We start from the raw sequence: 16,256 nt of genomic DNA, 5'->3' as shown, positions 1-16,256 counted from the left end.
TAGGGGAGGTTCGAGGGGTTGTGGATACTGCTCGGAGCATCCACAGAATGTGACGTGCGAGTGGGCGAGGTGCTGGTCGTCGGAAGGAGGGGAGTGGCCCCGGGGATTGACGGCAGCGCCGGGCGCGTGTGGTGGGCGATGCCGACCGTCGGACGACGGTCGAATGGCCCGTGGAGCTTTCACTGTCGTCTGGTTCCTCCGCCGACATCGAGTCGACGAAACTGCGCCCGTCCACAGTCGAAAATGGTTGAGTGGGGCGTGAGACGTTGTTTGAAGAACGTGGCAGTCGGCTGAAGTGTTGCTGGACGGATACACGACGAGGCCTACTGTGGAGGGCTTCGACTCTAGACTTAGGTGAGTGGAATTTCCCCCATTGCAGAAGGACAGACTATGTCGGCACAGAACGGTCCCGGTTCCCAGAGACCGCAGCCGCCCCAAGTGCAGGGCCCACCGAACCCGAACATGCCCCCTGCGCAGGGACAGATGCCGCAGCAACCGGGCCAGGCCGCTCCGCAGCAGCCGCGTCGTCCGCAGCAGGGTCAGCCGCAGAATCATGATCGGTTCCGGCCTCGGCCGGAGGGATCGCAACAACCGAACCAGCAGCAACCCGGCGGGTCGCGGCCGCAGCAGCCGCCCATGCAGGGACAGAATCGGCCTCCAGCGCCGGGCCGATCCATCCCGCCGCAGAACCAACCGCCTATGCAGGGACAGCCGGTGCCGGCACCCGGTCACCCAATCCCGCCGCAGCCACAGCCGATGCCGGGCCAACCCATGGCCGGCCAGCCGATGATGCAGGGACAGCCGGTGATGTATGCGCCCCCGCCTGCGCAGGCACGCGTCTATGCTCAGCCGCGGTTTGCTCCGACGGTGACGCAGGAGATGCGGATCCGCGCAGGAATGCAGGCACCCCAACAGGTCGTCACCGACACTCCCTGGACCGGCGCCGTGCGGAAGACACAACCGGAGACCGAACCCGACTCGACCGGAAACATCGTCCGGCTGGTCGCCGCGATCCTTGTGCTCGTCGGGCTTGTCATCGGGCTGGCACTACTTGCCCTGCTCGGCGGACTGAGCTTCGGCGTCCGCCTCTTCGGTCTCATCGGACTCGCGGCGATCCCGCTTCTCGGCATCGTCGCCTATGTGCTCTGGCTCGATCGCTGGAGGCCCCAGCCGAAGCTGCTCTTGGGCATCTGCCTGCTCTGGGGCGCCGTCGCCTCGGTCATCCTCACCCTCGGCTTCTCACTCGTCGGTGACATCGCGCTCTATATGATCGGCATCAATGGGGTGCCCGACGTCATCGGTGCGGTGATTCAAGCTCCGATCCTCGAGGAATCGACGAAGACCGTTCTCCTCCTCGTCATCGTCCTCGCCGCCCGGCGCCACTTAGAAGGGCCCCTCGACGGGCTCGTCTACGGTTCGCTCATCGGTGCGGGCTTCGCCTTCACCGAGAACATCCTCTACCTCGGCCAGTCGTGGAACGACGGCGAACTTCCGGGACTGGCGGTGACATTCGCCATGCGCTGCCTCGGATCGCCGCTGCTCCACACGGCGTTTTCGACCTGCGCCGGTGTATCCATCGGCCTTGCCGCCCGCAAATGGCCGTGGTGGTCACTCGTCCTCATGTGGCTGCCCGGACTTGCGCTCGGCATGATCCTGCACGGCTTCTGGAACGCCTCGATGATGTTCCTCGGTGTCCTCGGCCAAGCAACCCGCGACGTGATGGGCGGAATGCTCCCGCAGATCATCGGCCTCATCGTCCTCAGCGCCATCCTCTCCGCCGCCTGGGTCGCGCTCGGCCTCATCTTGCGTCGCAGCGAACGTCTGCACACTCAGAACATGCTCGGCGACTATGCGAACTCCGGTTGGCTCACCCATGCCGAGGTCGACATGCTCGGCACCTGGAAGGGCCGGAAGAACGGACGCGACTGGGCGAAGTCATTCCCCGGCGGCAAAGAGGAGATGAAGACCATGATCCGCACCTCCGGCAAACTGTCGACAACGCGGATGCGCGTGCTCGCCGGAATCGGCGGAGAACAGGAACGCAAGATCGAACGGGCCGAACTCCAGCAGTTCGCCGACGCTCGCGAACGTCTGCTCGCGGCCTCCAAACAGACCGCTCCCCAACAGTCGATGCGGTAAGTTCCAGCGGTGACGATCTTCGACATTCTCCTCATCGTCCTCGGCATCGGGGCGCTCTTCGCCGGGTTCCGCCAGGGCATCATCACCGCCCTCGGAACCGCGGCGGGCTTCATCGTCGGCTGGATCCTCGGGCGCTTGCTCTCCCCGCTCGTCGAATCGCTGAGCGCCGGCACCGACGCCATGGACAACCAAGGCGTACTCATGCTGCTGGCCTCGATGCCGTTGGTCCTCAGCGTCCTCTTCGCCTTCGCCGGCAGCGGCATCGGGGCGTGGATCAAGCACAATATGGACTCCGACCTCGGCCAGGGCATCGACGCCGTCGGCGGCACCGTCACCGCCGGAATCGTCTATGTCCTCGTCATCTGGCTCGCCGCAGGATTCATCCGCACCACCCCGCTAGTCGAACCCAACCGCTGGGTCGCCGACTCCTCCGTCATCGCCGCGATCGACCGCACCATTCCCTACTCCTCCCAGAACGCCCTGGGCGGACTGGCGAAGGGACTGAGCGCCTCCGGGTTCCCCCAGGTGTTCTCGGGACAGCCGGAACAGATCCGCGGAGTCGGAGAACCCGACGAAGGTATGGTCGACGTCGGACGCAGCGTCGAGGACTCGGTCGTCAAGATCACGACGACGGCCACCAGCTGCGCCACCGGTTCGGAAGGCTCCGGCTTCGTCTTTGAGGACGGACTCGTCGCCACCAACGCCCACGTCGTGGCCGGATCCACGGAACTGGCCGTACAGGTCGGGGGCAAGGGCAGGCCCTACCGCGCCGAGGTGGTCGAGTTCGACGCCGAAGCCGATGTGGCCGTGCTCCGGGTCCAGGGTCTCGAGGCTCCCGCCCTCGACTTCGGCAACGGGCTCGGACCGGGCGACGACTCCGTCGTCGTCGGATTCCCCGCCAATGGTCCCTATACGATTTCACCGACCCGAGTACGAGAGAAGATCAATGCCCGCGGACTCGACATCTACGATTCGCAGTCGGTCGTCCGCGAGGTCTATGCACTGCGCGGAATCGTCAGGGAAGGCAATTCGGGCGGCCCGCTCATCGATGCCGACGGAAACGTCGTCGGCATGGTCTTCGCCCGCTCCGCCACCGATGACGAAACCGGCTACGCCCTCACCCGAGCCGAGATCGCCGACGAACTCGACGCCGGTGCCGCCGAACGCGCACCGCAGCCGACGGGGCAGTGCACGAACTGAACCCGACTACTTGAGGTCGAGTCCGGCGAGGACGGCGCGGTGGTCGCTCGATCCGCGTTCGAGCACCTCGTCGGAGGTGGCGTCGAAACCGCGGTAGAGGACATGGTCGAGCCGGGTGACGGGGAACTGGGCGGGCCAGGTGAAGCCGAAGCCGCCTCGGGCCTCTTCCCGGGTATCCTGCAGCGGCGGCACCAAGGTCTCCATATTGTTGTCCGTCGTCGCCGTGTTGAAGTCTCCGGCGACGACGACATGTTCGGCGCCGTCGGTCTCCACCGTCGTGGCCAGGCGGCGCAGAGCGGCGTTGCGCATCGATTCGTGACCGGGGCGCACCGAAGGCATATGCACGGCGTAGAAGCGGATGTCACCGTGATCGGTCGAGATCGTGGTCGCGAACGCGCGCGGCCACTGCAGGCCGAGGTCGACCTCCTCGGGCTCCGACATCGGCCACTTCGACCACACGCCGATGGTGTCGACGACCTGCGAATGCTCGAACGAGGAGTCGAGCTCCTTGTGGATGATCTTGCCGGACAGGGATTCGAGTTCCTGGATCGTGACGACGTCCGGATCACGGTCGACGATGTTCTGCGCGGCAGCCGTGGGCTGCGGCATCCTCGCCCCCACATTGTGGGTGGCCACCGTCAGGTCCGGATCACCGGAATCCTCGTTCGGCAGCAGGGCAGGGCCGAACATCCCCGTCCACACGAGAGCAGGCACGAGGAATCCGATGGCCGAGAGCCACGAGAAGCGGATGAGGAACATGAGCAGCACGAGCGCGAGGAAGATCCCCGTCCACGGGAGCACCGATTCGAGGATGAGCGCGATGCCCATCCGCGTCGGCAGCAGATCGTGGAGAAGCAGGAATGCCGCATAGAGGATCCCGAAGATCAATGCGGTGATGCCCTTCGCGGGGCTGTGCCTTCTGCGCGGTGAGGAATATGCCTGGTTCATCGATCACCGATCTTAACCGGGAAGTCTGGCCCCACGCTGGAAGCGACTTGCGACGCGGCTCACAGCCGCACGACGTCAGCGACGCGCAGTCGCGCTCCACACCGTCACATCGGGGTGGGTGTCGTAGCGATACCCCGAACCCCTCATCGTGCGCACGACTGAGGCATATTCGCCGAGGCGGCGCCGCAGTCGGCGGATGTGGACGTCCACGGTGCGTTCGTCGGGAACCTCACCGCCGGACCATACCGCGGTGATGAGGTCCTCACGCGGCAGGGTCTCATCGGCATGGGAGACGAGGGTGGCGAGCAGGTCGAATTCCTTCGTCGTGACATCGACGAGGTCGCCGTCGATGCGGACCTCGCGGCGGGGGATGTCGATGCGCAGACGTTCGCCGGTGACCTGGGTGTAGGCGTCGCCGACTCGTCCGCCGAAACCGCGGGGTGCGGGAGCCGCCGGAGCGGCCTCCTCGCGCAGGGCTGGCGGGTGGATGCGGTTGGGAATGCGCGAACGCACGGGGCCGTGGGTCGCCGCCGGCGCACCGGTCGCGGCGGGGGAGCCGTTGGCCACGGCTCGCACGGCGTCGATATCGCTGCCGCGGCCCTCTGGGGCCAGTGCGATGACGGCCTGGGTCTCGGCCTGGCTGGCGAGTTCCTTGGCGTAGGCCTGCAGCTCAGCGGCGATCGCGGAGAGGTTCGTGCCGTCGGCGGCGGCCTTGGTCTCATCGAGTCCGATGTAGACGATGATGCCGCGAGCGGCCTTCGGTGAGGGGACGACACCGGCGGGCCCGTAGGTGTGCGGTGGGTTCTGCGGGTCGACTGCGCTCAACCTGGCTCCTGCACGTCGAGTGGCCACTGCACTGCGGGGGTGGACGTAGGCGGGTTCTGGATTCGGCATAGCTGTCCTTTGCTTCCGACCATGAGGTCGATATGACTGGAAGAGTCCGCTGCTTGAGTGAACTCGTTCGAGGCCGGACAGCGGGAGTACGATCACCGACCACGAACGCAGGGCATACACATATGTGCGCCCGGCATTCGCATCTGATGGATCGCCGAAGTCATGACTTCATTATTTGTCACAAAACTTCGGCCGCGCAAAGGAAAATCCGAAAATGAGACGACTGTGACGAACTATGACGTCACAGTCGCCGCGGATGGCGACCGAAATCGTCATCCGCGCGTGCCGTCAGTCAACGATTCCGTACATCCGGTCCCCGGCATCGCCGAGTCCGGGCACGATGTAGCCCTTCTCGTTGAGCTTCTCGTCGAGTGCGGCAGTGTAGATCTTCACCTCCGCCGAATCGCTGTAGTCGCGCTCGATGCGCTGGACGCCCTCGGGGGCGGAGACGAGGCACACGGCGGTGACATCGCGGGCCCCGCGGGCGAGCAGGAAGTCGATGGCCATCGCCAGGGTGCCGCCGGTGGCGAGCATCGGATCGACGACGAAGATCTGCCGTCCGGTGAGGTCATCGGGCAGGCGATCGGCATAGGCGCTGGGCTCGAAGGTCGTCTCGTCGCGGACCATGCCGAGGAAGCCCACCTCGGCGGTGGGCAGGATGCGCAGCATTCCGTCGAGCATGCCGAGCCCGGCGCGCAGGATGGGCACGACGATCGGGCGGGGTTCGGCAAGTTTGGTGCCGGTGAACGTCGATACGGGGGTCGAGATCTCCTTGTCCTCGACCGACACCGAGCGTGTGGCCTCGTACGCCAGGAGCATGACGAGCTCTTCGGTGAGCTGGCGGAAGCGCGCGGAGTCCGTGAACTGATCCCGCAGTGCAGTGAGCTTATGGGCGATGAGCGGGTGATCGGCTACGTGAAGATGCATACCCAAATGGTACGGGAGAAGTTCACTCCTCCGGCAGTGGTCAACGCGGGACGAAGAGTTCACAATGGAGGCATGTCGTACTTCACTGAGATCCTGACCGACTCCGGCGACGGCTTCCGCGCCCTCGACGTCGACGTCCGTGACGCGAACGACCTCGACGACCTCGTCGACATGATGCGCTCCGCCGCCGGCGACGACGGAGAGGCGGTGGCCGTCATCGAACACGAAGACGAATGGTTCGGGCTCGTGCGCCTGTGCCGGAACAACGAGGTCAAGGTCTTCCTCTCCGATCTCGCCGCAGTCGAGGCGAGCCCCTTCGCAGAGATCTTCGCCGACTTCCTCGATTCCCGTCCCGATGCCTACGAGGCCGAACCCGAAGAGGACTTCGGCGCCGAGGAGGACGAGACCGCCGTCGACGAGGAGGACGACGAAGACGAAGTCGAAATGCTCGAGTTCGACGCCGATGCCGAATGGGGCGGAGACGCCGACATCTACTCCGACCGCGGAGTTCCGGCCGCCACCCTCATCGACCAGGTCGAAAGCTATCGATCCGACCCGGCCCGCGTCGTCGCCCATGTCGGTGAGACCGTCGGCTTCGCTGATCAGCTCGAGGCCGCACGCTGACCGCTGCGTCCGTGACCCGGCTCGATGAATGGATGGGTCATGCCCTCGCCGAGGCGGCCCTGGCGCCGGCTCATGACGACGTTCCCGTCGGGGCCGTGGTCATCGACAGTAACGGAGTGATCATCGGGCGCGGTCACAATCGACGCGAGGTCGATGCCGACCCGCTCGGCCACGCGGAACTCATGGCGATCTCAGCCGCTGCCTCGGCGAGGGGCGAGTGGCGCCTGGACGGCTGCACCCTCGTCGTCACCCTGGAACCGTGCGCCATGTGCGCCGGAGCCCTCGTCGGCTCCCGCATCGACAGGGTCGTCTTCGGGGCCTATGACGACAAGGCCGGGGCGGTCGGCTCGGTCTGGGATCTGCTGCGCGACCGCGCCGCACTCCACCATCCGCAGGTCACCTCGGGCGTCCGGGCGGAGGAGAGCCGGGCCCTGCTGAGGGGGTTCTTCGGGGCCAGACGCTGACGTGTCCCAGCTCACGGTGAACCGATTTGGACGCAGAAAGTGCACCGCTGTACAGTTGTCGGCGGTGGCGTGTCCGAGCGGCCGAAGGTGCAACACTCGAAATGTTGTGTAGGGCAACCCCCCTACCGTGGGTTCAAATCCCACCGCCACCGCCAAGGGAAGCCCCTGATCAGACGTTTCTGGTCAGGGGTTTCGTCTGTCTCGTCGAAGGATGGCATCGGCGCGGGCAGAGGTGTGATGATTGACGCACCAGGGTCGAGCGGCGAGACTTGCTCGGTGAAACAGAAAGAGTTTTCCGGGATATGGAATTAATTTTGGGTATCCCGGTCCGGTATCCGGGGCTGAAGACTCGACTGCTTCACTGCGCATGTTCAAGGCGCAAGGCCGACGACGATGATGTCGCCGGCTGACCAAATCGAACAACCTGAGGTGGTCCATGAAAATGGCTGACAACGACCAAGCGGTGCAGACCGCATCTTCGAGACCGGGGCTTCTCGACAAATTCTTCGAAATCACCCATCGAGGCTCGACGATCAAGCAGGAGATCCGCGGCGGCATCGTCGCCTTCTTCGCGATGGCCTATATCGTCGTCCTCAATCCGCTCATCCTCGGCGGTTCCCAGGACATCGCCGGAGACAGCCTCGACTTCGCCCAGCTGACCGCGGTCACCGGGCTCGTCGCTGGCGTCATCACGATTCTCTTCGGCATCGTCGCCCGACTGCCCTTCGGCCTGGCCGCAGGCCTGGGCATGAACAGCTTCCTCGCCGTCTCCGTCGTCCAGGAGGTCACCTGGGCCGATGCGATGGGGCTGGTGGTCATCAACGGCGTCATCATCGTCGTCCTCGGTGCCACGGGCATCCGCACCGCGATCTTCAACGCCGTCCCACATGCGCTGAAGATCGCGATCACTGTGGGCATCGGACTCTTCATCGCCTTCATCGGCTTCGTCAACGCAGGGTTCGTCACCCGCACCCCGTCCGGCCCACCCGTCCAGCTGGGTCAGGACGGATCGATCGGCTCCCTGCCGACGCTGGTCTTCGTCTTCGCGCTGGTCCTCATCGGCATCCTCGTGGCGCGGAGGATTCCCGGCGGCATCCTCATCGGCATCATCGTGGCCACGATCGCCGCGATCATCATCCAGGCGTTCGCGAAGCTCGGAACCGTCGGCGACCCGGTCAATCCGGACCCGCTGGGCTGGAACCTCTCCGCGCCGGAATTTCCGAAACAGGTCATCGCGCTTCCCGACTTCGGTCTCATCGGCGCCTTCGACCTTGTCGGCGGCTTCCAGCACATCGGAGTCCTCGCGGCCACGATGCTCGTGTTCACCCTCGTGTTCACGAACTTCTTCGATGCCATGGGCTCGATGACCGGATTGGCCCGCAGCGCCGGGCTGCAGACCGAGGACGGAATGTTCCCGCGCATCCGCGGAGCCTTCATCGTCGAAGGTCTCGGCGCGGTCTTCGGCGGCGGTGCCTCCGCATCGTCGAACACGGTCTTCGTCGACTCCGCAGCCGGAATCGCCGAAGGCGCGCGCACGGGTCTGGCCGCCTGCATCACCGGTGTGCTGTTCCTGCTGTCGATGTTCTTCTCACCGCTCATCGCCGTCATCCCGATGGAAGCCGGAGCCGCGGCGCTCGTCGTCGTCGGCGCCATGATGGTCACGCAGATCCGTGAGATCGACATGACCGACTTCCGCACCTCGCTGCCGGTCTTCCTCACCATGGTGACGATGCCGCTGACCTATTCGATCGCCAACGGAATCGGCGTCGGATTCATCTCCTGGGCGCTCATCCACGCCATGAGCAACCGTGCCCGCCAGGTCCACTGGCTGCTGTGGGTCGTCTCGGCCGGATTCGTCCTGTACTTCGTTCGCGGCCCGATTTCGGCTATCTTGGGGGCATGAGAACAATGGTTGGACACTCAGCTTGGGGAAAGGGCCAGATCGCCCACGGGGCTTGACCTGCGGGGACGTCCAGTCCCCTCTTCCACGTTCTTCTGCGCTGTTCGCATGGATAACCAGAGGCTCGAAGAACGAAGCAAATTGTTCCAACCATGCACTGTGCGCCTCAGTGGAGAGGCGCGGGAGGTGTGAAGTGCGATGTCCGCAGCGACAACGGACCAGTCAACTGCCGAAGTGACAATCAACGGGATCGTCCGTGAGTTCGACGGCCCACCCCATACGAATGCGCTGGACTTCCTGCGCGGTCAGGGTCTGACCGGAGCGAAGGAAGGCTGCGCCGAAGGCGAATGCGGGGCCTGCGCGATCATGGTCGCCCGCCCCGACGAATCCGGCGGCACCCGCTGGACCTCAGTGAACTCCTGCCTGCTGCCGGCAGCAGCCCTCGACGGGGGAGAGGTCGTCACCTCCGAAGGTCTGGGCGACGGAGACGCCGTCCACCCCGTCCAGGAAGAGATGGCCGTGCGCGGCGGATCCCAGTGCGGATACTGCACCCCCGGCTTCATCTGCTCGATGGCCGCCGAATACTACCGGCCCGACCGCTGCGAGGACGGCTTCGACCTCCACTCCCTGTCGGGCAACCTGTGCCGCTGCACCGGCTACCGCCCCATCCGCGATGCCGCGAATGCCCTGGGACAGCCCGCCGCCGACGATGCGCTGGCCGCCCGCCGTGACCGCCCCGCCCCGTCGGCTCGAGCCACCGACTACCAGCGAGCCGACACCGCCACGGGGAAGATCGGACGCTACCGGCGTCCCGCCACCCTCGCCGAGGCGACCTCCATCCTCAGCCAGGATCCCGAGGCCACCGTCGTGGCCGGGGCCACCGACTGGGGCGTCGAGGTCAACATCAAGGGAGCACGGGCCAAGAACATCCTCGCCGTTGATCGGCTCGAGGAGATGCGCGGAATCCGCCGCACCGAATCGTTCGTCGAACTCGGCGCGTCCCACACCCTGTCCGAACTCGAACGTGAGCTCGCCGGAGAAATTCCGCTGCTGGGCAAGCTGTTCCCGCAGTTCGCCTCCCGCCTCATCCGCAACGGGGCGACAATCGGCGGCAACCTCGGCACCGGTTCGCCCATCGGCGACACCCCGCCGGCTCTGCTGGCCCTCGAAGCCGAACTCGTGCTCACCTCCGTGCGCGGGGCGCGAACCGTGGCGCTGGCCGACTACTTCACCGGATATCGGCAGACGATCAGAGAAGCAGATGAACTCATCACCGCCATCCGCATCCCGCTGCCGCTGTCCCCGCTGACGTCGTTCCAGAAGATCGCCAAACGCCGCTTCGACGACATCTCCTCGGTGGCGATCGGCTACGCCGTCGACATCCAGAACGGCATGATCGCGAAGGCCCGGATCGGTCTCGGCGGAGTCGCGGCCACCCCGCTGCGCGCCACCGCCACCGAAGCCCTGCTCGAAGGTCAGCACTGGACGTTGGAGACCGTGCACCAGGCGGCCGAGACCCTCGCCGCCGAAGGCACCCCGATGGACGACCACCGGGCGAGTGCGAAATACCGGACCGCGATGCTGCGGTCCTCCCTCGAACGCTTCTACGCCGAGCAGCTCGGCCACCCGGCTGTGACCAGCAAGGAGGTCAAGTGATGAGCCAGCTCTCCCAGCGCCCCGTCGACCCCGTCGTCGGCGAACGCCACCACCACGAAAGCGCCTTCGGTCACGTCACCGGAACCGCGCTCTACACCGATGACCTCGTCGGACGTCTCACCGGGGTCCTCCACGCCTTCCCCGTGCAGTCGACGACCGCGCACGGCCGCCTCGGCGCCATCGATACCGCACCCGCGTATGCGGTGCCCGGAGTCGTCAAGGTCATCACCGCAGCCGATATCCCCGGCGTCAACGATCAGGGCGTCAAGCACGATGAGCCGATGCTGCCGGTCGACGAGATCATGTTCTTCGGCCAGCCCCTGGCCTGGGTCCTCGCCGCGGATCTCGAGGCCGCGAAGGAAGGTGCTGCGGCCGTCACCGCCGAGGTCGAGGAGCTGCCGTCGCTGGTGACCGTGCGGGATGCCATCGCTGCCGACAGCTACCACGGCAAGCCCCTGTCGATCGACAAGGGCGAGGTCGATTCCGCGTTCGCCGATGCCGCTCATGTCTTCGAAGGCGAATTCGAGTTCGCGGGCCAGGAGCACTTCTACCTCGAGACGCAGGCCTGCCTGGCCCACGTGGACGAGAACGAACAGGTCTTCATCCAGTCCTCGACCCAGCATCCCACCGAGACCCAGGACATCGTCTCCCACGTCCTCGGAGTCCCCGCCCACGAGGTGACCGTGCAGTGCCTGCGCATGGGCGGCGGCTTCGGCGGCAAGGAGATGCAGCCCCACGGCTACGCGGCACTGGCCGCGCTCGGTGCGAAGCTCACCGGCTGGCCGGTGCGTCTGCGTCTCGACCGCACCCGAGATATCACCATGACCGGCAAGCGGCATGGTTTCCACTCGTCGTGGAAGATCGGATTCACCGAGGAGGGGAAGATCCTCGCCCTCGATGCGACGCTGACCGCCGACGGCGGGTGGAGCCTCGACCTGTCCGAGCCGGTGCTCACTCGTGCCATGTGCCATATCGACAACGCCTACTGGGTGCCGAACATCCGGGTCACCGGCCGCATCGCCAAATGCAATAAGACCTCGCAGACGGCGTTCCGCGGATTCGGCGGCCCGCAGGGCATGCTCGTCATGGAGGACATCATCGGCCGTGTCGCCCCGCAGCTGGGGCTGTCCGCCCGCGAGCTGCGCCGCCGGAACTTCTATGCGCAAGGTCAGGACACCCCCTACTATCAGCCGGTGCGCCATCCGGAACGGATCGGGGCGTGCTGGGACCAGCTCATCTCCCAATCCGATCTGGAAGCCCGCGAGGCTGAGATCGAGGCATTCAACCTGAGCCACGAGCACATCAAACGCGGTCTGGCGATCACCCCGGTGAAGTTCGGCATCTCGTTCAACCTCACCGCCTTCAACCAGGGCGGGGCGCTCGTGCTCATCTACAAGGACGGCTCCGTCCTCGTCACCCACGGCGGCACCGAAATGGGGCAGGGGCTGCATCAGAAGATGCTGCAGGTCGCGGCCACCACCCTAGGCGTGCCCCTGTCGACGGTGCGCCTGGCGCCGACGCGCACGGACAAGGTGCCCAATACCTCGGCGACGGCGGCGAGCTCCGGATCCGACCTCAACGGCGGAGCGGTGAAGAACGCCTGCGACCAGATCCTCGATCGGCTGCGGCAGGTGGCCGCGGGCATCCTCGGGGCACCCGCCCATGAGGTGGAGATCTCGCGGGGAATCGTCTCCGCGCTGTCGTCTGCGAAGACGGTGACCTGGGAAGAGCTCATCAACACCGCGTATTTTCAGCGCATCCAGCTCTCGGCCTCAGGTTTCTACCGCACCGAGGGACTGCACTGGAACCTCTCGCAGATGCGCGGCGAACCGTTCAAGTACTTCGCCTACGGGGCCGCGGTTTCCGAAGTCGAAGTCAACCGCTTCGACGGCTCCTACACCATGCGCCGCGTCGACATCGTCCACGACGTGGGAGACTCCCTGTCACCGCTGCTCGACCTCGGACAGATCGAGGGCGGCTTCATCCAGGGCGCCGGCTGGCTGACCCTGGAGGACCTGCGCTGGGACGAATCGGACAAGCCGAGCCGCGGCCGACTGGCCACTCAGTCAGCGAGCACGTACAAGATTCCGAGCTTCTCCGAAGTCCCCGAGATCTTCAATGTCGCCTTCCTCGACAAAGCGCATGAAGAGGGAGCCGTGTACGGGTCGAAGGCCGTGGGCGAACCCCCGCTCATGCTCGCCTTCTCCGTCCGCGAAGCCCTGCGCGAGGCCGTCGGTGCCTTCGCACGACCAGGCCACAGCGTCGAGCTCGCGTCCCCGGCCACACCGGAAGCGGTGTTCTGGGCGATCGAAGAAGCCCGCGGGCAGGACTCGGGGGCGGCCGCCTCGGCGAGGGAAGGACAGCGAGTTCCGTCATGACCTGGATGGACACCGCAGCCGAGCTTCGCGCAGCTCGGGTGCCGGCTGTCCTCGTCACTCTCGCCGCGGTGCGCGGGCATGCCCCGCGCGAGGCGGGAGCGAAGATGATCGCCACCGCTGATGACCTGTTCGGGACCATCGGCGGGGGCAATCTCGAGATGACGGCCCTCACCCGTGCCCGGGAACTGCTCTCCGAGGGGCAGACAGCTCCGGAGATGCTCACCCTGCGGCTCAACGACAAGGCTCCGGCCAAATACGGTCGCCAATGCTGCGGCGGAGAGGTCACCATGCTCTTCGAACCCCTGCCCGTGCCCGCCTCGGTGGCGATCTTCGGCATCGGCAACATCGGACTCGAACTCACCCGGATCCTCGCCCGCCACGATCTCGACCTGACCGTGTCCGATTCACGGCCGGAACAGCTCGAGGCTCTCGACGAGTTGGAGGAGCCGGTGGCGCGGATCCGCCGCGAATTCGCTGTCGTCGGGGAAGAGGTGATCACGGAGCTGCCGGCCGGAGCGCACGTGGTCATCATGACCCATGACCATGCCGAGGACCTGCACCTGTGCTCCGCGGCGCTGACCCGCGGCGACCTCGGATCGATCGGGCTCATCGGCTCGAACGCGAAATGGCAGCGCTTCCGCAAGAACCTCGCCTCCGAAGGCTTCGCGCCCGAGGCCATCGACACCATCCGGTGCCCCATCGGGCTGCCCGACCTGCCCGGCAAAGCACCCGCGACGATCGCCGTGAGCGTCGCCGCGGATCTGCTCGGCCGCATGGCCTGACCATCACCACCACTGACTTTCGCCACCACTGACTCTAGGAGAACCGCTGTGGTCATCTACCGCGCCCGCGTCTTCGATACGCCGGACAACCCATTCACCGGCGGCCGGCTGCGCTCGGCTGCCGATATCGCCCTCGTCGTCGACGACGGACTCATCACCTCCCGCACCGATTTCGACACTGCCCGGGCGGAGCATCCCGAGGCGCAAGTCGTCGACCTCCGCGACGGCGTGCTCATCCCCGGACTCATCGACACCCACGTCCATCTGCCGCAGGTCAGGGCCATCGGCCATCTCGGACGGCCGCTGCTCGACTGGCTCGACCAGTGCGCCCTGCCCGAAGAGGCGAAGCTCGCCGACCCGGCTTACGCGAAGGCGGTGGCCGGCGAATTCCTCACGGGACTGATCTCGGCGGGGACCACCTCGGCGATGGTCTTCGGTTCGCACTTCGCGGGCGCCATGGACGCCTTCTTCGCCGCCGCTTCAGCATCGGGGCTGCGGATCACCTCCGGGCTGGTCACCAGCGACCGGAACCTGCCCGATGCGCTGCTCACCGACGTGGAGCGTTCGACCGAGGAGAGCCAAGCGCTCATCGACCGGTGGCACGGCCAGGGACGACTGCGCTACGCGGTGACCCCGCGATTCTCGTTCTCCGCGGGACCGGAGCTGCTGGCTGCCGGCGGCCGCCTCGTGGAGGAGAACCCGGGCATCTGGGTGACCTCGCACCTGAACGAGAACGTCGATGAGATCTCCGGGGTCGCGCAGATCCACCCGGAGGCTCGTGATTATCTCGATACGTACGACCGGGCGGGACTCGTCGGTCGGCGCACCGTGCTCGCGCACAACCTCCACCCGCAGGATCGGGAACTGGCGCGGATGGCCGAGGCTGGATCCGTGGTCGCGCACTGCCCGACCTCGAACTCGGCTCTGGCCAGCGGCTTCTTCCCGCTGCGCCGGCATATCGAGTCAGGCGTCCGGGTGGCTCTGGGTTCGGACGTCGGAGCGGGCACTGGGTTCAACCTGCTCAAGGAGGGCGTGCAGTCGTACTTCATGCAGCAGCTCGATCCGTCCGGTGGAGTGGCGTTGACCTCCGCGCATCTGCTGCACCTGGCGACGTCTGCAGGCGCCGAAGCGCTCGAGCTCGATGAGGTCGGGGTGCTGAGTCCGGGCAAGCGCTTCGACGCTGTGCTCGTCCGCCCGGCCGAGGGACAGCCCTTGGACGTCGGCATCCGCCACGCCGCCGACGACGAGGACGCCTTAGCGAAGATCTTCGCCATGGGCACCCCTGCCGACATCGCCGGCGTCTGGGTCAACGGCACCCCTCTCTGACCCCAATTACTACCTGACGGCGGCCCAGCAACCTCGCGCGCGGTGGCTGGGCCGCCGTCAGGTAGCAATTAGGGAAAGTCTTGACGGGACCACCGCGGGCAACTTATGCTGATTTCACTGAATGGAAACATACTTCCACAATACGGAAAATAGCGGCAACTCAAAGGAGAGCTCCATGTCCCAGGACTTCACCTCACCTGACAGCTACGTCCTCAACTGCTCCACCCTGCTCACCGAACTGCCCGTTCTCGAGCGCGCTCAGGCCGCTAAGGACGCCGGTTTCGACGAGGTCGAATTCTGGTGGCCCTTCGACGGGAACCCGAGCCCATCCTCGGCGGAGGTCGATGAGTTCATCGCTTCCCTCGAATCCGCTGGCGTCGCCCTCAAAGGCCTGAACTTCTGGGCCGGGAACATGGCAGCCGGCGATCGCGGAAGGGTCTCGATCATCGGCGCCGAAGAGAACTTCGCGAAGAACGTCGACATCGTCGTCGAAATCGGCCGTCGCACCGGCTGCCGCGCCTTCAACGCCCTCTACGGGCTGCGCGCCGACGGCCAGGACACCGCCGCTCAGGACGCCACGGCCGCCGCCAACCTGGCGCTGGCCGCCGGCAAGGTCGCCGAGATCGGCGGAACCGTCCTCGTCGAACCCGTCTCCGGGGCCGAGGCCTACCCGCTCAAGCGCTACGCCGACGCCGCCGAGGTCGTCGGACGCATCCGCGCCGACCGGCCCGAGAACATCGCCGTGCTCGCCGACTTCTACCACATGCACGTCAACGGCGACGATGTCGCGGCCGTCATCGAAGCCGAAGCCGCGAACTTCGGCCACATCCAGATCGCCGACGCCGACGGCCGCGGAGCACCCGGCACCGGATCGCTGCCGCTGCGCGATTGGATCGACCGCGCCTACGACCTCGGCTACACCGGAGGCGTGGCACTCGAATACAAACAGGACCGCGCCACCGCCTTCGACTGGCTCGACCGCGCCGCCCAGACCGCCTGAACATCACCACCGACGACT

Annotated in this window: 13 protein-coding genes and 1 tRNA gene; 11 read left to right on the top strand and 3 right to left on the bottom strand. The window is 66.1% G+C overall.

All coding sequences use genetic code 11. From position 1 onward, the window contains the following. Positions 1-756: 756 nt before the first annotated feature. Both HK353_RS11515 and HK353_RS11510 read left to right on the top strand, forming a co-directional pair. Positions 757-2,139: a PrsW family intramembrane metalloprotease gene (locus HK353_RS11515; protein ID WP_245395963.1), complete on the top strand. Its 1,383-nt coding sequence runs from the start codon at positions 757-759 to the stop codon at positions 2,137-2,139. Positions 2,140-2,148: 9 nt separating this feature from the next. Next, positions 2,149-3,339 carry a MarP family serine protease gene (locus tag HK353_RS11510; protein ID WP_173156259.1) on the top strand — a complete coding sequence of 397 codons (1,191 nt, stop codon included), beginning with the start codon at positions 2,149-2,151 and terminating at the stop codon, positions 3,337-3,339. 6 nt (positions 3,340-3,345) lie between these two features. On the opposite strand, the gene HK353_RS11505 is transcribed toward HK353_RS11510, so the two are convergent. From HK353_RS11505 to upp, 3 genes are all read right to left on the bottom strand, one after another. Continuing rightward, on the bottom strand, positions 3,346-4,287 hold the full coding sequence (locus tag HK353_RS11505; RefSeq protein WP_173156257.1) for an endonuclease/exonuclease/phosphatase family protein: 942 nt from the start codon (positions 4,285-4,287) through the stop codon (positions 3,346-3,348). A 75-nt stretch (positions 4,288-4,362) separates the two neighbouring features. Further along, positions 4,363-5,181, bottom strand: a complete 819-nt coding sequence (locus HK353_RS11500; RefSeq protein WP_173156255.1) for a winged helix-turn-helix transcriptional regulator — start codon at positions 5,179-5,181, stop codon at positions 4,363-4,365. A gap of 288 nt (positions 5,182-5,469) precedes the next feature. Further along, positions 5,470-6,108, bottom strand: coding sequence for a uracil phosphoribosyltransferase (upp, locus tag HK353_RS11495; RefSeq protein WP_173156253.1), 639 nt, complete (start codon positions 6,106-6,108; stop codon positions 5,470-5,472). Between the two features lie 72 nt (positions 6,109-6,180). On the opposite strand from upp, the gene HK353_RS11490 reads away from it, so the two are divergent. From HK353_RS11490 to HK353_RS11450, 9 genes are all read left to right on the top strand, one after another. Continuing rightward, entirely contained in the window at positions 6,181-6,732 is a 552-nt protein-coding gene (locus HK353_RS11490) for a tRNA adenosine deaminase-associated protein (protein WP_173156251.1), read from the top strand. A gap of 11 nt (positions 6,733-6,743) precedes the next feature. Then, positions 6,744-7,196 carry a nucleoside deaminase gene (locus HK353_RS11485; RefSeq protein ID WP_425350547.1) on the top strand — a complete coding sequence of 151 codons (453 nt, stop codon included), beginning with the start codon at positions 6,744-6,746 and terminating at the stop codon, positions 7,194-7,196. A 63-nt stretch (positions 7,197-7,259) separates the two neighbouring features. Continuing rightward, positions 7,260-7,351: transfer RNA gene (locus HK353_RS11480), tRNA-Ser, on the top strand. Between the two features lie 287 nt (positions 7,352-7,638). Beyond that, positions 7,639-9,099, top strand: coding sequence for an NCS2 family permease (locus tag HK353_RS11475; RefSeq protein ID WP_173156249.1), 1,461 nt, complete (start codon positions 7,639-7,641; stop codon positions 9,097-9,099). Positions 9,100-9,294: 195 nt separating this feature from the next. Beyond that, the gene (locus HK353_RS11470) at positions 9,295-10,752 is read left to right on the top strand and encodes a xanthine dehydrogenase small subunit (RefSeq protein ID WP_173156246.1); all 1,458 of its coding nucleotides are present in this window, start codon (positions 9,295-9,297) and stop codon (positions 10,750-10,752) included. Next, positions 10,752-13,130: a xanthine dehydrogenase molybdopterin binding subunit gene (gene xdhB / locus HK353_RS11465; protein ID WP_173156244.1), complete on the top strand. Its 2,379-nt coding sequence runs from the start codon at positions 10,752-10,754 to the stop codon at positions 13,128-13,130. The genes HK353_RS11470 and xdhB overlap by 1 nt, the downstream gene beginning before the upstream one ends. Beyond that, positions 13,127-13,912, top strand: coding sequence for a xanthine dehydrogenase accessory protein XdhC (gene xdhC / locus HK353_RS11460; RefSeq protein WP_173156242.1), 786 nt, complete (start codon positions 13,127-13,129; stop codon positions 13,910-13,912). Before xdhB ends, xdhC begins: the two co-directional genes overlap by 4 nt. Positions 13,913-13,960: 48 nt before the next feature. Then, positions 13,961-15,238 carry a guanine deaminase gene (gene guaD / locus HK353_RS11455; RefSeq protein ID WP_173156240.1) on the top strand — a complete coding sequence of 426 codons (1,278 nt, stop codon included), beginning with the start codon at positions 13,961-13,963 and terminating at the stop codon, positions 15,236-15,238. Between the two features lie 175 nt (positions 15,239-15,413). Beyond that, entirely contained in the window at positions 15,414-16,238 is an 825-nt protein-coding gene (locus tag HK353_RS11450; RefSeq protein ID WP_173156238.1) for a TIM barrel protein, read from the top strand. Positions 16,239-16,256: the final 18 nt, after the last annotated feature.

The sequence above is a fragment of the Brevibacterium permense genome (assembly GCF_013280495.1).
Lineage (GTDB): Bacteria > Actinomycetota > Actinomycetes > Actinomycetales > Brevibacteriaceae > Brevibacterium > Brevibacterium permense.
Note: the sequence above shows the minus strand (reverse complement) of the source record. Positions and strands in the feature narration are given on the sequence as shown.

Coding starts and splice junctions, on each gene's coding strand:
- HK353_RS11515 (WP_245395963.1), top strand. CDS start 757: ATGCCGGGCCAACCCATGGCCGGCCAGCCGATGATGCAGGGACAGCCG.
- HK353_RS11505 (WP_173156257.1), bottom strand. CDS start 4,287: ATGAACCAGGCATATTCCTCACCGCGCAGAAGGCACAGCCCCGCGAAG.
- HK353_RS11500 (WP_173156255.1), bottom strand. CDS start 5,181: ATGCCGAATCCAGAACCCGCCTACGTCCACCCCCGCAGTGCAGTGGCC.
- upp (WP_173156253.1), bottom strand. CDS start 6,108: ATGCATCTTCACGTAGCCGATCACCCGCTCATCGCCCATAAGCTCACT.
- HK353_RS11490 (WP_173156251.1), top strand. CDS start 6,181: ATGTCGTACTTCACTGAGATCCTGACCGACTCCGGCGACGGCTTCCGC.
- HK353_RS11475 (WP_173156249.1), top strand. CDS start 7,639: ATGGCTGACAACGACCAAGCGGTGCAGACCGCATCTTCGAGACCGGGG.
- HK353_RS11470 (WP_173156246.1), top strand. CDS start 9,295: ATGTCCGCAGCGACAACGGACCAGTCAACTGCCGAAGTGACAATCAAC.
- xdhB (WP_173156244.1), top strand. CDS start 10,752: ATGAGCCAGCTCTCCCAGCGCCCCGTCGACCCCGTCGTCGGCGAACGC.
- xdhC (WP_173156242.1), top strand. CDS start 13,127: ATGACCTGGATGGACACCGCAGCCGAGCTTCGCGCAGCTCGGGTGCCG.
- HK353_RS11450 (WP_173156238.1), top strand. CDS start 15,414: ATGTCCCAGGACTTCACCTCACCTGACAGCTACGTCCTCAACTGCTCC.